Below are 18,025 nucleotides of genomic sequence, written 5' to 3'. Positions count from 1 at the left end.
CGATGAAGGGATGCCGAGATGCGTACGTATGGTGAGCTCTTCCGCACACCGGAGTTCAGCGCGGTGTTCTTCGCGTACTCCGGTCAGATCGCTGCCCAGACGGTCAGCGGTCTGGCCCTCGGCACCCTGATCTACACCGCGACAGGTTCGCCCCTGCTGTCCGCGCTGGCGATGTTCGGGCCGTCGCTGGCGCAGCTGATCGGGGCCTCGACCCTGCTGTCGGGCGCCGACCGGCTTCCGCCCCGGACCGTCCTGACCGGAATGAGCCTGGTCTTCGCGCTCAGCACCGCGGCTCAGGCCATACCCGGCCTGCCGGTGTGGGTGGTCTTCACCATCCTCTTCGGTCAGGGAATGATCGCGGCGCTCGGCGGCGGCGTGAGCTTCGGGCTGCTCAACGAGATCCTGCCGGGGAACGGATACGTACTGGGGACCTCGGTTCTCAGTCTCGCCACCGGTGTCATGCAGATCGGCGGCTACGCGGTCGGCGGCGTCCTGGTCACGTCGCTGTCACCGCGTGTCGCGCTGCTCATCGGTGCTGCTCTGCACGTCATCGCCGCGGTGGTGGCCAGGGCCGGTCTCAGCGACCGGCCGCCGCGTGCCTCCGGGCGGATCTCAGCCGGTGAGACCTGGCGCAACAACGTCCGGCTGTGGTCGGACAAGGGCCGCCGGTACGTCTACCTCTCCTTCTGGATCCCGTGCGGGCTGGTCGTCGGCTGCGAATCGCTGTACGTCTCCTACTCGCCCCGGTACGCCGGTGCGATGTTCGCCTTCGGCGCTTTCGGGATGCTGGTCGGCGACGTCCTGACCGGTCGGCTCCTCACCCCACGACAGCGTGGCCGCATCGGAGTGCCGCTGCTCCTGCTGCTCGCCGTTCCCCACCTGGCATTCGCCTGGCGCCTCTCGTTGCCGGCCGCGCTGGCGGCGGTCATGCTCGCCGCGATCGGCTACTCCGCCAACTGGGTGCTCCAGGAACGCCTGATCTCACTGACGCCTGCCGATCTGACCGGCCAGGCCCTCGGCCTCTACACGTCGGGCATGCGAGCCGCGCAGGGCTGCGGAGCCGCCCTGGCCGGAGCCGTCGCGGAGGTCAGCTCACCGTCCACCGGGATCGTGGCGAGCGCGGTGGCCGCCGTCCTGAGCATCCTGATCCTGGCACCGGCGCTGCGTGTCACGAGCTCGTTGCCGGTGGGCGCCGGCGACGACGGTGACCGGTGATCCGGGAAGTCCGGCGGTGGCGATCGTGCCGGGGAGCGCCGCCGAAGCATTCGCCGATCCGGCCGGCCCGCACCGGCCGGGTCCCCACTGGACATCTCTCAACCGGGAAAGAAGCGACATGACCGCGGCATCAGAAGACATCCTCCCCTCGTCGAGAATCCGCACCCCCACCGGCCCGCGCGGCGAGAGCCAGCCGTGGTGGAACCCGCAGAACGGATCGGCCATGCCGTTCCACCGCTATCGCCGGGCCGACCAACCCGGCCAGCGGCTGGTGGACCGTTCCTGGCCGGGCCGGACGGTTGCCGGCGCGCCGCTGTGGGCGTCCGTCGACCTGCGGGACGGGAACCAGGCGCTGAGCAGCCCGATGGACGTCGAGCGCAAGCAGCGCATGTTCGACCTGCTGGTCAGGATGGGATTCAAGGAGATCGAAGTCGGTTATCCCTCGGCGAGCGAGACCGACTTCACCTTCGTGCGCACGCTGATCGAGGGCGACCGCATCCCCGACGATGTCACCATCTCGGTCTTCACTCCGGCACGGCCGGAACTGATCGACCGAACGTTCGCGGCCGTCGAGGGAGCCGACCGCGCGATGGTGCACCTGTGCAACGCGACCGCCTGCCTGTGGCGGGATGTCGTCTTCGACATGAGCGCCGACGAGGTCGAGGCGATGGCGCTCGGCTCGGCGCGGCACATCGCCCGCAAGGCGGCGCGCGCCGGGCGGACGAGCCTGCGCTTCGAGTACTCGCTGGAAACCTTCAACGTCACCGAGCCGGATTTCGCTCTCCGGCTGTCGAACACCATCACGAACGTCTGGGACGCGAGCCCGGGGAGACCGGTCACGCTGAACCTACCGAGCACCGTGGAGACCCATTCGCCGCACGTCTACGCCGACCAGATCGAGTGGATGCATCGCAATCTGGACAATCGGGACGGCATCATTCTTTCGGTGCACCCGCACAACGACCGCGGCACCGCGGTGGCGGCCGCCGAGCTGGCAGTGCTGGCGGGAGCGGACCGGGTGGAGGGCACCCTCTTCGGCAACGGCGAGCGTACCGGCAACGTGTGCCTGGCGACCCTGGCGCTGAATCTCTTCAGCCAGGGAATCGACCCGCAGCTGGACTTCTCCGACATCGACGAGGTTCGCCGCACCGTCGAGTTCGCCAACCGCCTCCCGGTGCCCGACCGGTTCCCGTATGTCGGTGACCTCGTCTACACCGCGTTTTCGGGCACCCATCAGGACGCCATCGCCAAGGGCCTGGCCGCCGTCGAACGGCGCGCCGCCGAGACCGGCACGGCGCCCGGCGAGGTGCCCTGGGAGGTGCCTTATCTGCCCATCGATCCCAAGGACGTCGGGCGGACGTACGAATCGGTGGTCCGGGTCAACAGCCAGTCCGGCAAGGGCGGTGTCGCCCATGTCCTGCGCAGCGCCTACGGCCTGGACCTGCCTCGCGGGCTGCGTGTCGACTTCGCCCGGCAGGTGCAGCGGGTCGCCGACGAGGGCGGCGCGGAACTGACGTCGCGCGACCTGCACGCCGTCTTCACGCGTGAATACCTGGATGTCGGGCGGCCGGCGTTGCTGCTCAAGGACTTCCGGATCAGCGCCGCCGACGCGGTGACCGTCGTGGAGATCGTCGTCGCGGGAGTGGACGGCCGGGAGATCACGGCGAGCGGAGCCGGAACGGACGCGGTCACCGCCTGCGTCGCCGCGCTGCGGGAGGCCGGCTATGCCGGCGAACTCGTCGAGTTCACCGATCACGCGATAGGCGAGGCCCATGGCGCCGGTGTCGCCGCGTACGCGCTGATCGGTCTGGACGGCGCGCTCTCGTACGGCGCCGGAATCGCCGCCGACCGGGACGCCGCGTGCCTGTCGGCCGTGATCGCCGCCGTCGGCCGGGCGCTGATTTCGTGACCCGCTGTCCGAGCGGTGCGCCGGCCCGGCACACCGCGATCCGATCGACGGCATCCCTGGGAATCTGTAGAGGAGGGAACCCGGATGGTTCTCCAAGGCCGACAACGTGATCTTCCGGATGATCTGACGGTCCACCGGGTGTTCGAGGGCCATGCGCGGCGTGACCCCGAACGCACGGCTCTCACCTGCGGCGACCGGGAGATGTCCTACCGGGAGCTGAACGAGCGGGCGAATCGCTTCGCCCACTACCTGACGTCCCTGGGCATCGGCCCCGGAGCCATGGTCGGGGTGTGCCTGGACCGGACACCCGATCTCGTCGCCAGCATCCTGGGCATCATGAAGGCGGGAGCGGCCTACGTGCCGCTGGATCCGACCTATCCGGCCGAGCGGCTGCGGCTCATGCTGGCGCAGCTTGCGGGCGGCACGTTCATCGTCGCCTCCGCGGATACCCGGGACCTGCTGCGCAAGGTGAGCGGAACCGTTCTCCTCGTCGAGAGCCTGACCGGCGAGCTGGCCGCACAGCCGGTGTCGAACCCGGCGCCGAAGCTGAGCAACCAGGACCTGTGCTACGTGGTGTTCACCTCGGGGTCGACCGGGGTCCCCAAGGCGACGGCCGTCCGCCATGACGGCTGGTACAACCTGTTGGACTGGCTGCGTGTCGACTACGGGCTCGACGACCGCGCCGACGGGCTGACCGTCAGCTCTTTCGGCTTCGACATCAGCCAGCGGGGGTTGATGGCGCCGTTGTTCTGCGGGGCGGCCATCCATCTCCTGCCGAGTCGCATGTTCGATCCGGTGATGGCCTACCAGATCATCGCCGACCGCGGGGTACGGCAACTGCACTGCGCGCCGAGCACCCTGTATGTGCTCATCGAACACGAGACCGCGGTGGGCGACAGCGCGATGACCCGGGTGGGCCACGTCTTCATCGGCGGCGAGCCGCTGTCGGTGTCCCGGGTCGAGAGATGGGCGACCCAGGAGGGCAACACCTGCGTTCTCCTCCACCAGTACGGGGTCGCCGAGTGCACCGACGTCGCGACCTCCTACGAATTGCGCGACTATCCGCGCTATCGCGCACATGCGACACCGGTCGGCACCCCGGTCCAGAACACCGAGATTCGTATCCTGGACGACGATCTCCGGGAGGTGCCGGCCGGAGACACCGGAGAGATCTGCATATCAGGCCTGAGCGTCAGCGCCGGCTACCTCAACGCGTCAGCCGCCGACGTACGCCGCTTCACCGAACTCCCGAGCGCGGATGGGCCCCTGCGGATCTACCGCACCGGCGACCGTGGTTACCTCACCGCCGACGGGCACCTGGTCGTGGTGGGCCGGGTCGATGCCCAGGTGAAGATCCGCGGTATGCGGATGGACCTGGGTGACGTCGAGCGCCGTGTCCGGGAGCACGAGCTCGTCGACGACGTCGTGGTGGTCGCCGTCCCCGATCGCGACGGGGAACTGCGCCTGGTGGCCTACCTGCTGCCCGCGGCACCGGACCTGGACACCCGGCGGCTGTACGTGGACCTGCTGGACGTGCTTCCGCACAACATGATCCCGCAGGAGTTCGTCGTCCTGGAGGCTTTCCCGCTGAACGCGAACGGCAAGACCGACCGCCAGGCGCTGACCGCCGGCGATCTTGTGTGACCGGATGACCGACGAGCAGGAGGCGAACCACGCGATGTCCCTACCCACCGTGCGCGCGATCTGGAGTCGGGCGCTCGACTCCGACGACTTCTCCACCACCGACAACTTCTTCAGCCTCGGCGGCAACTCGCTGGCCATGACCCGTGTCCAACGGGCGATCCGGGCCGAGCTGGGTGTGACGGTCCCGATGGACGTCCTGTTCCGCAAGGCCACCGTGGCGGACATCTCGGCGTACATCGAAGCGGCCCGGCCGGTCGACTGAACGCAGCACGAGTAGTCCCCGGACACGACCATCGCCGCAACGAAACGAAAGACGAACCGTATGAGCACCGCACTCTCGCTCGCCAGCGACCTGCTCGACGTCATCGCCCGGGAGGACCCGCTGCACGAGTTCATCCAGGGTCTACCGGGCTACGACCACCTGCTCAGCGATCATGACGAGGCAGCGGAGCAGGAGCTCCGCCGGCGGGCCGCGGACCTCGCCGCACGTGCCGGAGAACTCGATCCGGACGGCCCGGACCGGGTCACCCAGGCGGTGGTGGCGCAGCAGGCCGACGCACTCGTCGACCGCATCGACGCGCGCCTGGTCGAGCACACGATGGCCGACTACCTGCTCTCACCGGTCGCCCGGCTGTTGACCATGGTGCCGGCGGCCCGGCCGATCACCGTGACGCAGGAGCAGAGCTATCTCGCCCGGCTCGCGGCGATTCCCGGCTACCTCGCAGGGGTGGCCCAGCGGCACCGTGCCGGCGTCGCCGCCGGTCGCACCCCGGTCGCGGAGCGGGTCCGGTACGCGACGTCCCGCATCGACATGTATCTGGCGGACCCGGCGGGTGACCCGTTGCGGCAACCGCCGCTGACCGGACCGCGGGTGGCCGAGCGGGACCGGTTGCTGCAGGAGGTGGTCCGGCCGGCGTTCGTCGCCTACCGTGAGGCGCTCGATGCCGAGATCGCGCCGCACGGCCGGCCGCCGGAGCAACCGGGGTTGTGCTGGCTGCCGCAGGGCGAGGCGAATTACGCCGCTCTCGCGCGGATGCACACCACGACGGGCCACACGCCGGAGCAGCTGCACCAGATCGGCCTGGACCTCGTCGAGCAGTTGGCGGAGGAGTACGTGTCGATCGGGTCCCGCGTCTTCGGGGTTCGGACCGCCGCGGAGGTGCAGCACCGGCTGCGAACCGACACCACGTTGCGATGGAGCGGCGCGGCGGAGTTGCTCGCTTCGGCCCGGTCCTCGATCGAGCGGGCCGAGCTGATCGCGCCGAAGTGGTTCGGCATGATGCCCTCTCATCGGTGCGTCGTGGAACCGACACCCGAGGCGGACGCCCCCAACGCCGCCGCGGCCTGGTACACCCCGGCCGCCCTCGACGGCTCACGTCCCGGAACGTTCCTCGTCAACACGTACCTGGCGACCGAACGTGACCGATACGTGTCGGAGGCGCTGACCTTCCACGAGGCGGTTCCCGGGCACCATTTCCAGATCACCATCGCCCAGGAACTGGCGGAGCTGCCCCCGCTGCGGCGCCTGGTGCTGATCAACGCGTACAGCGAGGGCTGGGGCCTGTACGCCGAGCGGCTGGCCGATGAGATGGGACTCTATTCGGACGACATCGCCCGGCTCGGCATGCTGGCGATGGACTCGACCCGGGCGGCTCGCCTGGTGGTCGACACCGGTCTGCACGCCTTCGGCTGGAGCCGGCAGCGCGTCCTGGACTATCTGCGGAACAGCACCGTGATGGCCGAGGTGGAGATCCGGTCGGAGACCGACCGTTACATCGAGATGCCCGGTCAGGCGCTGTCCTACATGGTCGGCCGGCTGGAGCTGCAGCGGTTGCGGACCCGGGCGGAGCGGGAGCTCGGCGCGGCCTTCGACATCCAGGCGTTCCATGACCTCGTCCTGGGTGGTGGGGCTCTTCCGATGGCGGTGCTGGACGACGTGGTGGCCCGATGGACGGCTCAGGTGCGCAACGGGCAACGATGAAGCGGCTGAAGCCGAGCGGCAGCCACCGACGTACGACGGGGACCTACGTCGGTGGCTGCCGGGTCTGGTGTCCGCCGGCCCGGATGGCCGGAACGGTCACGTCCTAGGCAGGGGCGATGCATGCCCCGCTGAAGGCCGGCCCGTTGGTGTCGCCGTACACGTGGCGGGCTCGGCAAGGGCCGGCGTGTCCAGGACCGTGACGCACGATCGGCCGGATAACGGATCTTTCAAGCATGTGATGCGTCAACTCCTACTTCTCTCGATGTGAAGGCACCCGAACCACCCGGCTCGCGAACGGGACACACCGATGGGCCCAGCCCGGCGGCCGCGGCGGCGAGTCAGACCGGAGCGCCGGCCACCGCGGCCTGATCCGGGCGCCGGCTGTTGATCAACCGCTCCAGGACGAGGACCGCCGGCGCCGCGACAACGCTGAGGACGGCGAGGAAGATCCAGGGCAGCCACGATTCCCGAGCCAGCAGGAAGGTGAGCAGGGCCGGCGCGGCGGTCTGCCCGAAGGTCCACGAGAGCTGGTAGACCGCGAGGTAACGGCCACGCGATTCGACCGGCGCCAGGGCCACGCTCAGGTTCTCGTACAACGGCGTCGCGGTGGTCTCGGCGATCGAGTAGAGCACCGTAGCGGCGATCAGGCCGGCCAGCACGAGCCACGAGGGCGCCATGCCCAGCAGCGCGAACAGCCCGAAGGCCGCAGCGTTGACCAGGCAGGAGACCGCGATGACCCGGGTGGCCCGGAAGCGCTCCATCCACCGGCTGACGACCGTCTGGGTGAGCGCCACCTGCGCGCTGTTGAGCAACAGCAGCGCCCCGGCGATCCACGGGTCCTCGTGCAGCGCTTCGATGACGTACAGACCGATCAGCAGGCTCAGCACCAGCGCCGCGAACACGAAGACGATATTGATGGTCGCCAGCAGCATGTACCTGCGGTCCCGCAGTACCGTCGAATACTTGCTGGTCGTCTCCGTCCGTTCGGCGGCCGCCGACGCGGGCGTCTCCGGTTTCTGCTCCGCCGGACGCCAGCGGGCCAGCAGGAACGCCGCCACCAGATAGCTGATGACGTTCGCGACGACCAGCAGGCGAAGCCCGAGGTTGTCTTCGCCGGAGCCGACCAGCAGCGCGCCGAGCGCCCCGCCCGCGCCGAGGCCGACGTTACGCAGCGTGTGCAGCATGGCGAACCAGCGAGTGCGTTCGGTGCCCTCGGCGGCCAGCGCGACCAGGCCGGTGCTGCACGTCCAATAGGTCACCGCGCCGACCTGCGTCAGCATGGTGACCGCGACGACCTCCCACAGGCTGTCGGCGGCCAGGAAACCGATGTACCCGGCGGCCGAGATCAGGTTGCCGGTGAGCGCCACCCGGCGCGTGCCGAATCGATCGATCATGGCGCCCACCACCATGGCGGTAGGCGCCGCGATGAACCGGGCGATGGTGATGGCCCCGCCGATCGCCGGCAACGACAGCGTGGTGGTTTCCGCGAAGTAGACGACCACGAAGGCGAGCAGCATGCCGGTGCCGAGGCTGTCGATCAGAGCAGCGGAGGCAAGGTTGCGGTGCCGCGCCATATTGGGCAAGCCGAACTTGTCCCGTAAGGACGACAGTGGGGAGGAAAGGGAAGCTGCCACGCAGGAATCTCCTTCGAAAGGGTAGGCCCCTTCCAGCCTCGGGGTGGCGCCGGCCGGCGGCCGAGACATTCGATCTGGATGGAATCGCGGCCCGCCTGCCCGGCCGTACGTGGTATGGATCCGGGCATGACGTTTGAGGATCTTGCGTACACCCAGACCCCGCAGAACCGCATGCCCGGCCGGCGTGGCGATGTCGCGTGGGTCGCATCCCAGCAGGCTCGCCCGGACATGCGGGTCATTCCGATCTGGCGGGATCGGTGCCTGGTAGGCGAGGGCCGGCCGGTCGAGATCGCCGGCAGTGCGGCTCACGCGGTGCTGCGGGCGTCGCCCGAATCGGTGCTGCTCGGCCTGGAGGGGGAGAAGCCGGTCTTCGCCGCGGATCTGAGCGAGCTCAGTGAGGGCGACGCGCTGCGCGCCTGCGGTGCGCAAGCGAGCGCCGAGGTGCGAAAGCTGGTCCCCGTTCTGCCGTCTCCGCAGGCCGCCACGCTGGCTTATGCCCGTGGGCTGCTGCACTGGAACCGGCACACCCGATTCTGTGGATCATGCGGTGCGGCCACCCGCGCCATCCAGGCCGGGCACGTCCGGGTCTGCACCGCAGAGAGCTGCGGCCGGCAGATGTTTCCCCGGATCGAGCCGGCCGTCATCGTTCTGGTGCAGAGTTGCGAGCCCGAGCCGCGTTGTCTCCTTGCCCGGCATCACGGCGCCGGGCCCGACGGCTTCTCGCTGTTGGCGGGCTTCGTGGAGATCGGTGAGGGTCTGGAGGCGGCGGTTCGCCGGGAGGTGGCCGAGGAAGCCGGTGTCGCGGTGGGCGACGTTGCCTACCGTGGGTCTCAAGGCTGGCCGTTTCCCGCTGGTCTGATGGTCGGGTTCACCGCTCACGCGCTGTCCGAGGCGATCACCGTGGACGGCGAGGAACTGATGGAAGCCCGCTGGTTCCATCGCGCCGAGATAGTCGAGCGGATCACCTCGGGTCCCGGACCGGGTCCGGAGGACTCGATCGGCGGCCGCCTGTTGCGCTCCTGGGCCGGGGCCTGAACAGCGGCGATCGTCATCAATCGACCCGGCCGGGACCGTGCGTCATCGTGCGATGCGAATTCGTGCATTGTGTAGAGCCTTTAGCCGACCCACGCCAAATGCGACAGTCGGATGGCCACGAGCGCCGGTACGGCGATGAGGCAGAACGCGATCGCGTCATTTCCGCCCTACCCGTACACACGGCGATCGGGATGCACCGTGCCTGGCGGTTTCGGCATCGAAGCATTACCGCCGGCCGCCACGAATCCGGAAAGGAATTTTATGGACGCCTCCACCCTCGAGTCCACCGCCGCGACCGAGGTGTTGCCCGATGCGGTAGCCAGCCTGATGGCCACCCACCTGGCCGAGAGCTTCTCCGCCGAGCGTCGGGCCGAGCTGGCCGCCAAGTTCGCTGACGAGCACATCGTGACCCTGCCGGGTTTCTGTCCGCCGTCGCTGCTGGAAGCGATCAAGGATGAGGCTAACGGCATCATGGGCCGGCACGGCGCCTATCACGATCTGACATTCGAGATCACCGATGGCACGCCGCGCCGGATGCGTACCGTCGGCCAGCCGGTGATCCGCGACGAGGGTCCGCTGATCCACAACTTCTACTTCGCCCCGGTGCTGCTCGACTTCGTCGCCGGCCTGGTCGGCGAACAGGTGCATACCTGCCCGTACGCCGGCGAGCACTACGTGATCAGTCGCCTGGACTCCTCCGGCGACACGCACGGCTGGCATTGGGACGACTACACCTACGGCATCATCCTGGTGATCGAGGCTCCGCACTACACCGAGGGCGGCTTCGTGCAGGCCGTGCCGAACACCTCATGGGACAAGTCGAACCCGGACGTCTACGGTGCGCTGATCTCCAGCCAGGTCCGGTCGTACGCGCTCGAGGCCGGCGACGCCTATGTGGTCAAGACGAACACCACCATGCATCGCGTGCACCCGATCCGCGGCGAGGGGCAGCGCACGATCGTCAACATGACGCTGGCCAGCACACCGGATCTGGATCGCCCGATGACCCACGAGACGAACGATGCGCTTTTCGGTGGCGTCCGCGACCCCCGTGAAGCTACCAGCCAGGCGCAGTGACGAGGAGAGGATCGATGCAACCACGCGAGACCATGCGCGGTCTCCCGCGTGCCGTCCAGCCCTTCCTGACCTGGGTGACCGGTGTTCCGCTGGCCGGCAGCCGGCCTCGTGTCCTGTGGCGGCCGGTGCTCGCGTTGATCGCCGGCATCACGCAGACGGCGGTCGGCGTCGCCGTCGGCGCGGCCGGTTTGCAGCAGCGATGGTATTTCGCGGTGCCCCTGGTCCTGCTGGCGTGGCCGGTGACCGCCGGCGGGATGCGCCGGCTCGACGTCGTTGTGGTGCACCAGACCCTGCACCAGATGTACACCCGCGCCACCGCCGGTAACCGGGTGGTCAGCGAGATCGTGACGACCCTCCTGTGGCGTCCCCCGTACGACGAGAACCGCAAAGAGCATCTGGTGCACCATGCGCACCCGTGCTCGCTGCGGGACGGAGACACGCTCTACCTGCAATCCACCGGCGCCCGGCCGGGTATGACGCGGCGGGAGTTCCGCAGCTACATGTGGCGGGCCCTGCTGTCCCCGAAGCATCACTGGGGCTTCTTCGCCAGCCGTGTGCGGGGCAACTTCTTCTCCCGGCCGCCGGCCTACCGCTTGGCGATGAGCCTCACCTGGCTGGCCGTCACGATCGTCTTCCTGGCCGCGACCGGCTGGTGGCTGCAGTGGGTGCTGCTCTGGTTCGTTCCGGCCACCTTCTTCTTCCAGAACCACACGTTGCTCTACACCCTCAGCGAGCACCGGTGGTGGTTGTTCGACAACGCCGAACGACTCACCAAGCCGCAGCGGGACCAGCTCACCTTCGGCCGCTTCTGCGGCACACCGGTACCGGACAACCGGCACAGCGGACTTCTCCGGAGCGGACTCGCCTGGGCCGGGTGGTGGGCACGAATGGTGCTGCTCTACACGCCCTATCGGATGTGCATCCTGGTCGGCGACACGGTGCAGCACGATTTGCATCATGTCCGTCCCAAATGCGACTGGGCGAACTCGTCCTGGGTCCGCAACGACGATCTCGGCACCGACCAGGCGGGACGCTACTTCGAGGTGTGGGGCGGTCTGCTCAGCCATGTGTACGTCGGCAACAGTGTCGCCGACTTCACGACGGCGGAGCCGTCCCGGCCGCTGCAGCCCGCCACGGCCGAGCGGGCGGCGGCGTGAACCCGCGCACTGAGCGACTGGATTCGGCAGCGGTACGGGCCGCGGTACAGGGTGTGATCGAGGCGCCCCGCCACGATGCCTGGCTGATGGAGATGCCGGACGAGATGCTGGTCCGGCTCGCGGCTCCGCTGGAGATGCTGCAGTTCCAGTTCTATGTGGATCCCCCACTGGAACGCCATCTGGTACGGGCGGCGCGGGTTTGCTGCAACGCGTGCGTCACCGGGCTCGAGGATTGTCCGGCGGACATGCGCGCCGCCTTCCGCGTGCTGGCGGACGTGGTCGGGGTCCGGCTTTCGGTCACCGCACCGTAGGGACCCTGGGTAACCGAAATGGGCGCGACCGGGATTGCCGGTCGCGCCCATGGCCGTCTCAGATCATGCCGCAGCGGGTGGGTGGGCGGCTCTCGTTCAGGGTCTGTTGCGACGACTCGGCGAGGACGTCCATCCAGGACGTCAGGCCCAGGTCGATCAGCGGGCGACCGGATGCCGGTTGCCGGGTGGCCACGAACCACCGGCAACCCAGGGTCGGCGGCACGGCCACGAACGTCACACTCATTCCATGCTGACCGAGCAGGCCGGAGAGCATGTGCCGCGACGGTTCACCGCGCGGAACGGCGCCGACCCACGCCCCTCGGGGGGCCAGCACATCGGCGATCTGGCCGACCGTGGTGGCCAGTTGCGACGGCTCCACCAGAGCGTCCAGCACGAAGTCCCATGGGCCGGCCGAGCTGAGGTCACTGACCTGTATCGCAATGGGATGGCGGACCTTGGCCGATCGCCGGCGGGCCGCCGGCACGGGCTCGTCCGCCAGCCGATAGTAGTGGCCCGGCCGCAGGTAGGCGAGGCCGAAGGGGTTCGCCTGGGCAGGCGCCGGAGTGCGGTCCAGCACCCGATGATCCTCCCGCAGGCCGATCCGCAGCAGCATGACCAGCTGGAGCGCCTCGGCGAGTTGGTCGGCACGCTGCTGAGGGGACGTGATGGTGGACAACTTGCCTCCGCGGTTGATAGATGATCAGCGATCGGGTGGATGAGCGACGCGAGAGGAACGCATGCTGAAGCTGGAGTTCTCGGCACAGGACATGGCTCAGACCAGGTTCGCCCGGTCGCCGCTGTGGGAGGTGGTGACCAGCGTCCAGGCGCTCAAAGAGCCGAAACGGCATGTGCTGCACGCGACCTGGTCGCGGTCGGCAGGCCGGGAGCTCAAGGCCGCAGGGGTGGAGTTCGCGCTGCTGAGCGCGCTCGTTCCGATCCCCAGCTTCTACGTGCCGGACTTCTTGACCCCGGTGCCACACACCGCCGCCCCGTCAATCGAGGAGGAGTTGGCGGGTGTGGCGGCCACCCCGCCGGCGGTGTTGCGCGCCGACGTGGAGCGCCTGCCCCAGCCGTGGCATCCCTTCGTCACCGCACTGCACCGGCACCCCGAGGCGGGCCTGAAACGGCTGATCACCGAAATCCAGGACTACTGGCGGGTGGCCCTGCTGCCGCACTGGCCGCGGATCACCCGCCTGCTGGACGGCGAAGTGCTGCATCGGTCCTGGGCCCTGGCCCAGGGCGGCGCCGCGGCCCTGTTCCAAGGGCTGCACGCGCAGGTGAGCTGGGAGCACGCCACGCTGCGGGTGGCGCATCCGGCCTACGAGGCGACCCGCGTGCTGGACACGGGTCGCGGCCTGGTGCTGGTGCCCAGCGTCTTCGTCTGGCCCGGAGTGTTCACCCAGAGCAACCCGCCGGGCCAGGCCGGCCTGGTGTATCCGCCGCGCGCGGTCGGCGAGCTGTGGAGTCGCAGCGGGCAGCCGGTGGCGTCGGCGCTGACCCGGGTGATCGGCCGATCCCGCGCGCGGCTGCTCACCCAACTGGCGGTTCCGACGTCGACCTTCGAGTTGGCGGATCGGCTCGGCATGTCGGCGCCCAACGTGTCGCACCACCTGACCGTCCTGCGTGAGGCCGGCCTGGTGACCGCTTACCGTGCCGGGCACAGCGTGTTGTATCTGCGCACCCCGGCGGCGGACACCCTGATCGCGGCGGGCGAGCCCGGCTGAGGTCACGAGAACACGACCGTCCGTATTCCGTCCAGGATCACCCGGCGCTCGGCGTGCCACTTCACCGCCCGGGCGAGTGCGCTGGCCTGCAGGTCGTGATCGAGGGTGGCGAGTTGCTCCGGAGTATGCCGGTGATCGGCCCGGACGAAGTCCTGTTCGATGATCGGGCCCTCGCCGAGATCCGCTGTGACGTAGTGGGCGGTGGCGCCGATGACCTTCACCCCACGCACGTGGGCCCGCTGATACGGATCGGCGCCCTCGATGCCCGGCAACAGAGTGCGGCGAATGTTGATCAAGCGTCCTTCCAGCCTGGCACAGAGCTGTGGGGAGAGAATCCGCATGTACCGGGTGAGCACCACGGTGTCCGCGGAGTACAGCTCGATCAATTCCGTCAGCTCGGCCTCGGCCGAAGGTTCGGTGTCCCCGGTCACCGGGATGTGGTGGAACGGCACACCGTGCCAGCGGGCCATGTCGGCCAGATCCGGGTGGTTCGACACCACCGCCGGCACCTCGATGGGCAGGGCGCCGGACCGGACCCGGAAGAGCAGGTCGTTGAGGCAGTGACCGTGACGGGACACCATGATGATCGCCCGGTGTGGCACGGTCAGATCGTGCAGCTGCCATCGCATCCCGAATCGGTCGGCGACCGGCTCGAATTCCTTACGCAGTTGCTCCACCCCGGCCACGCCGCATTCGCCACGCATCTGAACACGCATGAAGAGCTGTTCGGAGGTGACGTCCGCGAACTGCCGGCTGTCCACGATGCTGAGCTGCTGCTCGGCCAGAAAGCCGGTCACGTCACGCGCGATCGCCCGGCGATCCGGGCAGGTCAGGGTCAGGACGAAGTCTTGCTCGGCCGGCACGGTGCGGCTCCCTTCCGGTCCGGTGGTCCGATCTGCGGCCACCGCAGCGTGGTCGTACTCGTCAGCGGTGTGGCGCAGCATGCGCAGCAGATGCTGGGAAGCGACCTGGATCGACGTGCGGTGTACCGCCGGGGGCAACGGCATGCCACCCCGATCGGCCCAGGCCAGGCGCCCACCCGGCTCGATCAACGTCCGGGTCCGGCCGAGATTGTCCCGGTGCAGGCAATACGGCACGTCGAGCAGGCCGACGGCGAAGGCGTCACGCAGTGCGGTACCCACGTCGTCGGACAGGGCGAGCACGGCGTCCACCAGCGCGGTCGCTTCGGCCAGGACCTCGGAACAGTCCACCTGGGTCAGATCCGGTAACCGGCTGTGCACACCCGCTACCGCCGCGGTCCGGGCGGCGCCCCGCAGGGCAGCCACGTTCTCCGCCACGGTGGGTAGCCGCAGCGATTCCACCGCCGTCTTCACGATGAGGCGATCGGCGCCTCCCCGCGCCGCAACCTGTGCGCTGCGCTCGGTCAGCAACACCGCGCCGGCCGCCGTCGAGGGGAAGACTCCCATGTAGCCGTACAGCACCACGTGCCAGTCCACGCCGGGCGGCAGCAGGAGCCCGGCCAGCCGGCGCAGCGCCGCCATCGCCTCGATGTCCTGCACCGGATCGGTCTGTTGCGCATAGCTCAGCGAGATGCTGCGCACTCCCTGCTGAACGAAGAACAGGCCTTCCAGCACGCTCATCGCCACCAGCAGCGATGGCGGACAGAGTTGACCCAGCAGGCATCCACCGAAGGTCTCGAGGTGAGCGCGGCGCCCACCGGCCTCGCATCCTTCCTGCAACTGCTGGGAGGCATCGCGCCAGTGAGCGACCGACTCGGCGAGCGGAGTCCGGCCGTACGGCAGACAGTACGAGACCGGGCCGCCCTCGCTTGCGGACAAGCCGGCCTCGATCAGGGTGCGGAAGATCTGTTCCGGCGCGGCGGATCCGTGTCGTACCTGCACCGGCAGCCCATCGGCCACTGCCGCCACCTCGGCGGTCACCGCGGGTCCGTGGGTGACCAGCGGGAAGCCGTTCAGCAGGGCGCCGCGGCGCAGTGCGTCCCGGGCGCCCTCCGCATCGCCCACCCGGGTGTAGCTGTCGACCGTGATGGTGGCGACCGCATCGACTCCGGCTCGAGCGACGGCACGGATCCCGGCCGCCATCCGCGCCGGGTCACCGATCCCCATCCGCGGCTGCACCACCAGCCGGCCGGCGGCCCGTACGTGTGCCGCGAGGTCGCCGGTCGGCCGGATCACGCCACCCTCGCCTCGTTCTGCTTGCGTCCGCGTGCCACCAGTGCGGCCAGCTGAGCGGGAAGCTCGCCGGCATCGGCGCCCTGGGGGAATACGAGGTCGAAGCCGGCCTCGCGCAACGGCTCGACGTACGGCCGGTCATCACCGGTGACGCCCAGCTTGCCACCGATCACCGCGGCCAGGCGGCGGGTACGCGGGTCTGCCCGTACCCGGCGGATCAGACGCGCCCCGTCGAGGTGGCCGTGCCCGTTCACCGAGCTGACCAACAACACGTCGGGGCGTGTCCGGGCCGCCGTGTCGATCAGCAGGTCGTCGGGGACACAGGCCCCGAGGTTGGTCACCACGAAGCCGGATTCCTCCAGCAACAACTGCAGGTAGACCAGATTCCAGGTGTGGGAGTCGGAGGAAACGGTGGACAGCAGCACATGACCGGCCACCGGTCGCGCGGTCACGGCGTGCTCCGGGCGATCGGATAACCCTGACGCTGCCAGTACTCCAGGCCGCCCATCATCTCCTTGACCCGGAGGCCGTACTCCGACAGTGCGATCGCCGCGCGTACGCCGCCGTTGCAGCCGGGGCCCCACCCGTACGTCACGTACACCTTCTCGGGATCGAGCCCGGCCAGCACGTCGGGAGTCATCAGCTGGTGCGGGAGGCTGCGCGCGCCGGCCACGTGGCCGGCCTCGTAGGCCTCCCGCCGTCGTACGTCCAGGACGACCAGGCCGGTCTCCCCGGCCTCGATGTCGTGGTGGACGTCGTACGGATCGGTCTCGCAGCGCAGCCGGCGCCGGAAGAAGTCCAGCGCCTCGGCTTGATCAGCAGGCGCGACGCCCAGCACCCGGGAGCCGGTGTGCGGCGGGGCGCTCGTAGCCGTGTCAGTCATGTGAGGTCTCCTTGTCGCCGCCGCCGGGTCAGGCCGCGGATGTCCCGTCAACGGCGCACTGCAACACGTCGAGCAGGATGTCGAGGCCCTGCGAGAGGTTCTCGTCCGAGATGGTCAGCGGCGGGAGAACCTTGATGACCTCGCCGTCACGGCCACAGGTCTCGACGATCAGACCGCGGTCGAAGCACAGGTGGGACACCTTCCCAGCGGATACGTCGGGGACCGCCGACAGATCCAGGCCCCACATCAGCCCCAGTCCACGTACCCGGGCGCCGAGCTGAACGGCCGTCGAGGCGCCGAGCCGCCGGGCGACCTCGCGGCCTTTGCCGCGCACCGCGGTGACGAACGCGCCGTCCGGACCGTCCGCCCAGTACTCGCGCAGCACCGCTGCCGCGGCGACGAAGGCGAGCTGGTTACCACGGAACGTGCCGTTGTGCTGGCCGGGACGCCAGATGTCGTACTGGGGCTTGATCAGCACAACCGCCATCGGCAGGCCATAGCCGCCGATCGACTTGGAGAGGGTGATCAAGTCGGGCTCGATCCCGGCCCGCTCGAAGGAGAAGAACGAACCGGTCCGGCCGCATCCGGCTTGGATGTCATCGACGATCAGCAGGATCTGGTGGCGGTCGCAGAACTCACGCAGCTCGCGCAGGAAGTCGGTGGGGGCGACGTACACCCCGCCCTCCCCCTGCACCGTCTCCAGCAGCACCGCGGCCGGTTTCGCCGTACCGGCGCCCGGATCCTCCACCAGGCGGCGCAGCAGATCCATGGTGTCGTACTCGCCCAGCGGAGAGTCCGGGTAGGGCAGGTGGGTGGTGCCGCCCAGAGTCGTGTGCAACCCGGAGCGGTAGTAGTTCGACGCGGTAGCGGCCAGCGATCCGGTGCTGACACCGTGGAAGGCGCCGCTGAACGCGATCACATTGGTCCGGCCGGTGACCAGTCGCGCCAGCTTGAGGGCTGCTTCCACGGCGTTGGTGCCGGTCGGACCGCAGAACTGCACCCGGTAGCCGAGGCCGCGTGGTTCGAGCACGCAGTCGGTGAACGCGTTCAGGAATTCCAGTTTGGCCGAGGTGGTCAGGTCAAGGCCATGGGTCAGCCCGTCGCTTTCCAGGTAGTCGATGAGACGGCGCTTGACCGTTTCCGGGTTGTGGCCGTAATTCAAGGTCCCGGCGCCGGCCAGGAAGTCGATGTACGTGGACCCGTCATGGCCCCGCAGCACATCGCCTTTGGCGGCGGTGAAGATTGTCGGAAAGGACCGGGAGTAACTCCGGACCTCGGATTCGGTGGTTTGCGGCATGGTGC

The 18,025-nt window shown here is 69.0% G+C and carries 16 protein-coding genes and 1 pseudogene; 10 read left to right on the top strand and 7 right to left on the bottom strand.

Annotated elements, in window-relative coordinates; all coding sequences use genetic code 11:
* Positions 1 to 18: 18 nt before the first annotated feature.
* The 5 genes from IEZ13_RS18615 (at position 19) to IEZ13_RS18595 (ending at position 6,749) form a co-directional block, all read left to right on the top strand.
* Positions 19 to 1,215, top strand: coding sequence for an MFS transporter (locus IEZ13_RS18615; RefSeq protein ID WP_183223450.1), 1,197 nt, complete (start codon positions 19 to 21; stop codon positions 1,213 to 1,215).
* Positions 1,216 to 1,438: 223 nt separating this feature from the next.
* Positions 1,439 to 3,124 (top strand): 2-isopropylmalate synthase, encoded by a 1,686-nt coding sequence (locus tag IEZ13_RS18610; protein ID WP_229794799.1) that lies wholly within the window; start codon positions 1,439 to 1,441, stop codon positions 3,122 to 3,124.
* A gap of 138 nt (positions 3,125 to 3,262) precedes the next feature.
* Positions 3,263 to 4,768 (top strand): amino acid adenylation domain-containing protein, encoded by a 1,506-nt coding sequence (locus IEZ13_RS18605; protein WP_229794783.1) that lies wholly within the window; start codon positions 3,263 to 3,265, stop codon positions 4,766 to 4,768.
* Between the two features lie 4 nt (positions 4,769 to 4,772).
* On the top strand, positions 4,773 to 5,030 hold the full coding sequence (locus IEZ13_RS18600) for an acyl carrier protein (RefSeq protein WP_183223444.1): 258 nt from the start codon (positions 4,773 to 4,775) through the stop codon (positions 5,028 to 5,030).
* A gap of 60 nt (positions 5,031 to 5,090) precedes the next feature.
* Positions 5,091 to 6,749 carry a DUF885 domain-containing protein gene (locus IEZ13_RS18595; RefSeq protein ID WP_183223442.1) on the top strand — a complete coding sequence of 553 codons (1,659 nt, stop codon included), beginning with the start codon at positions 5,091 to 5,093 and terminating at the stop codon, positions 6,747 to 6,749.
* Positions 6,750 to 7,087: 338 nt separating this feature from the next.
* On the opposite strand, the gene IEZ13_RS18590 is transcribed toward IEZ13_RS18595, so the two are convergent.
* On the bottom strand, positions 7,088 to 8,383 hold the full coding sequence (locus IEZ13_RS18590) for an MFS transporter (RefSeq protein ID WP_183223440.1): 1,296 nt from the start codon (positions 8,381 to 8,383) through the stop codon (positions 7,088 to 7,090).
* 126 nt (positions 8,384 to 8,509) lie between these two features.
* Here IEZ13_RS18590 and nudC point away from each other — a divergent pair, with 126 nt between their 5' ends.
* The 4 genes from nudC to IEZ13_RS18570 all read left to right on the top strand — a co-directional run bounded on the left by nudC (position 8,510) and on the right by IEZ13_RS18570 (position 11,963).
* On the top strand, positions 8,510 to 9,418 hold the full coding sequence (gene nudC / locus IEZ13_RS18585; RefSeq protein WP_183223438.1) for an NAD(+) diphosphatase: 909 nt from the start codon (positions 8,510 to 8,512) through the stop codon (positions 9,416 to 9,418).
* A gap of 198 nt (positions 9,419 to 9,616) precedes the next feature.
* Complete coding sequence (locus tag IEZ13_RS18580) at positions 9,617 to 10,495, top strand: HalD/BesD family halogenase (RefSeq protein WP_183223436.1); 879 nt, start codon at positions 9,617 to 9,619, stop codon at positions 10,493 to 10,495.
* A 14-nt stretch (positions 10,496 to 10,509) separates the two neighbouring features.
* Positions 10,510 to 11,652 (top strand): fatty acid desaturase, encoded by a 1,143-nt coding sequence (locus IEZ13_RS18575; RefSeq protein WP_183223434.1) that lies wholly within the window; start codon positions 10,510 to 10,512, stop codon positions 11,650 to 11,652.
* Positions 11,653 to 11,705: 53 nt separating this feature from the next.
* On the top strand, positions 11,706 to 11,963 hold the full coding sequence (locus IEZ13_RS18570) for a hypothetical protein (protein WP_183223432.1): 258 nt from the start codon (positions 11,706 to 11,708) through the stop codon (positions 11,961 to 11,963).
* 58 nt (positions 11,964 to 12,021) lie between these two features.
* On the opposite strand, the gene IEZ13_RS18565 is transcribed toward IEZ13_RS18570, so the two are convergent.
* Positions 12,022 to 12,639, bottom strand: a complete 618-nt coding sequence (locus tag IEZ13_RS18565) for a hypothetical protein (protein WP_183223430.1) — start codon at positions 12,637 to 12,639, stop codon at positions 12,022 to 12,024.
* Between the two features lie 61 nt (positions 12,640 to 12,700).
* Here IEZ13_RS18565 and IEZ13_RS18560 point away from each other — a divergent pair, with 61 nt between their 5' ends.
* Complete coding sequence (locus IEZ13_RS18560; RefSeq protein WP_183223428.1) at positions 12,701 to 13,687, top strand: ArsR/SmtB family transcription factor; 987 nt, start codon at positions 12,701 to 12,703, stop codon at positions 13,685 to 13,687.
* A 2-nt stretch (positions 13,688 to 13,689) separates the two neighbouring features.
* Here the strand turns inward: IEZ13_RS18560 and purU are convergent, their stop codons facing one another.
* The 5 genes and pseudogenes from purU to ectB all read right to left on the bottom strand — a co-directional run bounded on the left by purU (position 13,690) and on the right by ectB (position 18,020).
* Positions 13,690 to 14,550, bottom strand: coding sequence for a formyltetrahydrofolate deformylase (gene purU, locus IEZ13_RS47950; RefSeq protein ID WP_372441828.1), 861 nt, complete (start codon positions 14,548 to 14,550; stop codon positions 13,690 to 13,692).
* A gap of 33 nt (positions 14,551 to 14,583) precedes the next feature.
* Positions 14,584 to 15,843: pseudogene (locus IEZ13_RS47945) on the bottom strand (methylaspartate mutase); the annotation flags it as partial.
* A complete protein-coding gene (locus IEZ13_RS18550; RefSeq protein WP_203833634.1) occupies positions 15,840 to 16,292 on the bottom strand; it encodes a cobalamin-dependent protein in 453 nt (150 codons plus the stop codon). The gene IEZ13_RS18550 and the pseudogene IEZ13_RS47945, both read right to left, overlap by 4 nt.
* Entirely contained in the window at positions 16,289 to 16,723 is a 435-nt protein-coding gene (locus tag IEZ13_RS18545) for a rhodanese-like domain-containing protein (protein WP_183223424.1), read from the bottom strand. Before IEZ13_RS18545 ends, IEZ13_RS18550 begins: the two co-directional genes overlap by 4 nt.
* 28 nt (positions 16,724 to 16,751) lie before the next feature.
* On the bottom strand, positions 16,752 to 18,020 hold the full coding sequence (gene ectB, locus IEZ13_RS18540; protein WP_229794782.1) for a diaminobutyrate--2-oxoglutarate transaminase: 1,269 nt from the start codon (positions 18,018 to 18,020) through the stop codon (positions 16,752 to 16,754).
* Between the last annotated feature and the right edge of the window lie 5 nt (positions 18,021 to 18,025).

It is taken from the genome of Actinoplanes campanulatus (assembly GCF_014647795.1).
Classification (GTDB): domain Bacteria; phylum Actinomycetota; class Actinomycetes; order Mycobacteriales; family Micromonosporaceae; genus Actinoplanes; species Actinoplanes campanulatus.
This window is presented reverse-complemented; position numbering and strand designations above follow the sequence as displayed.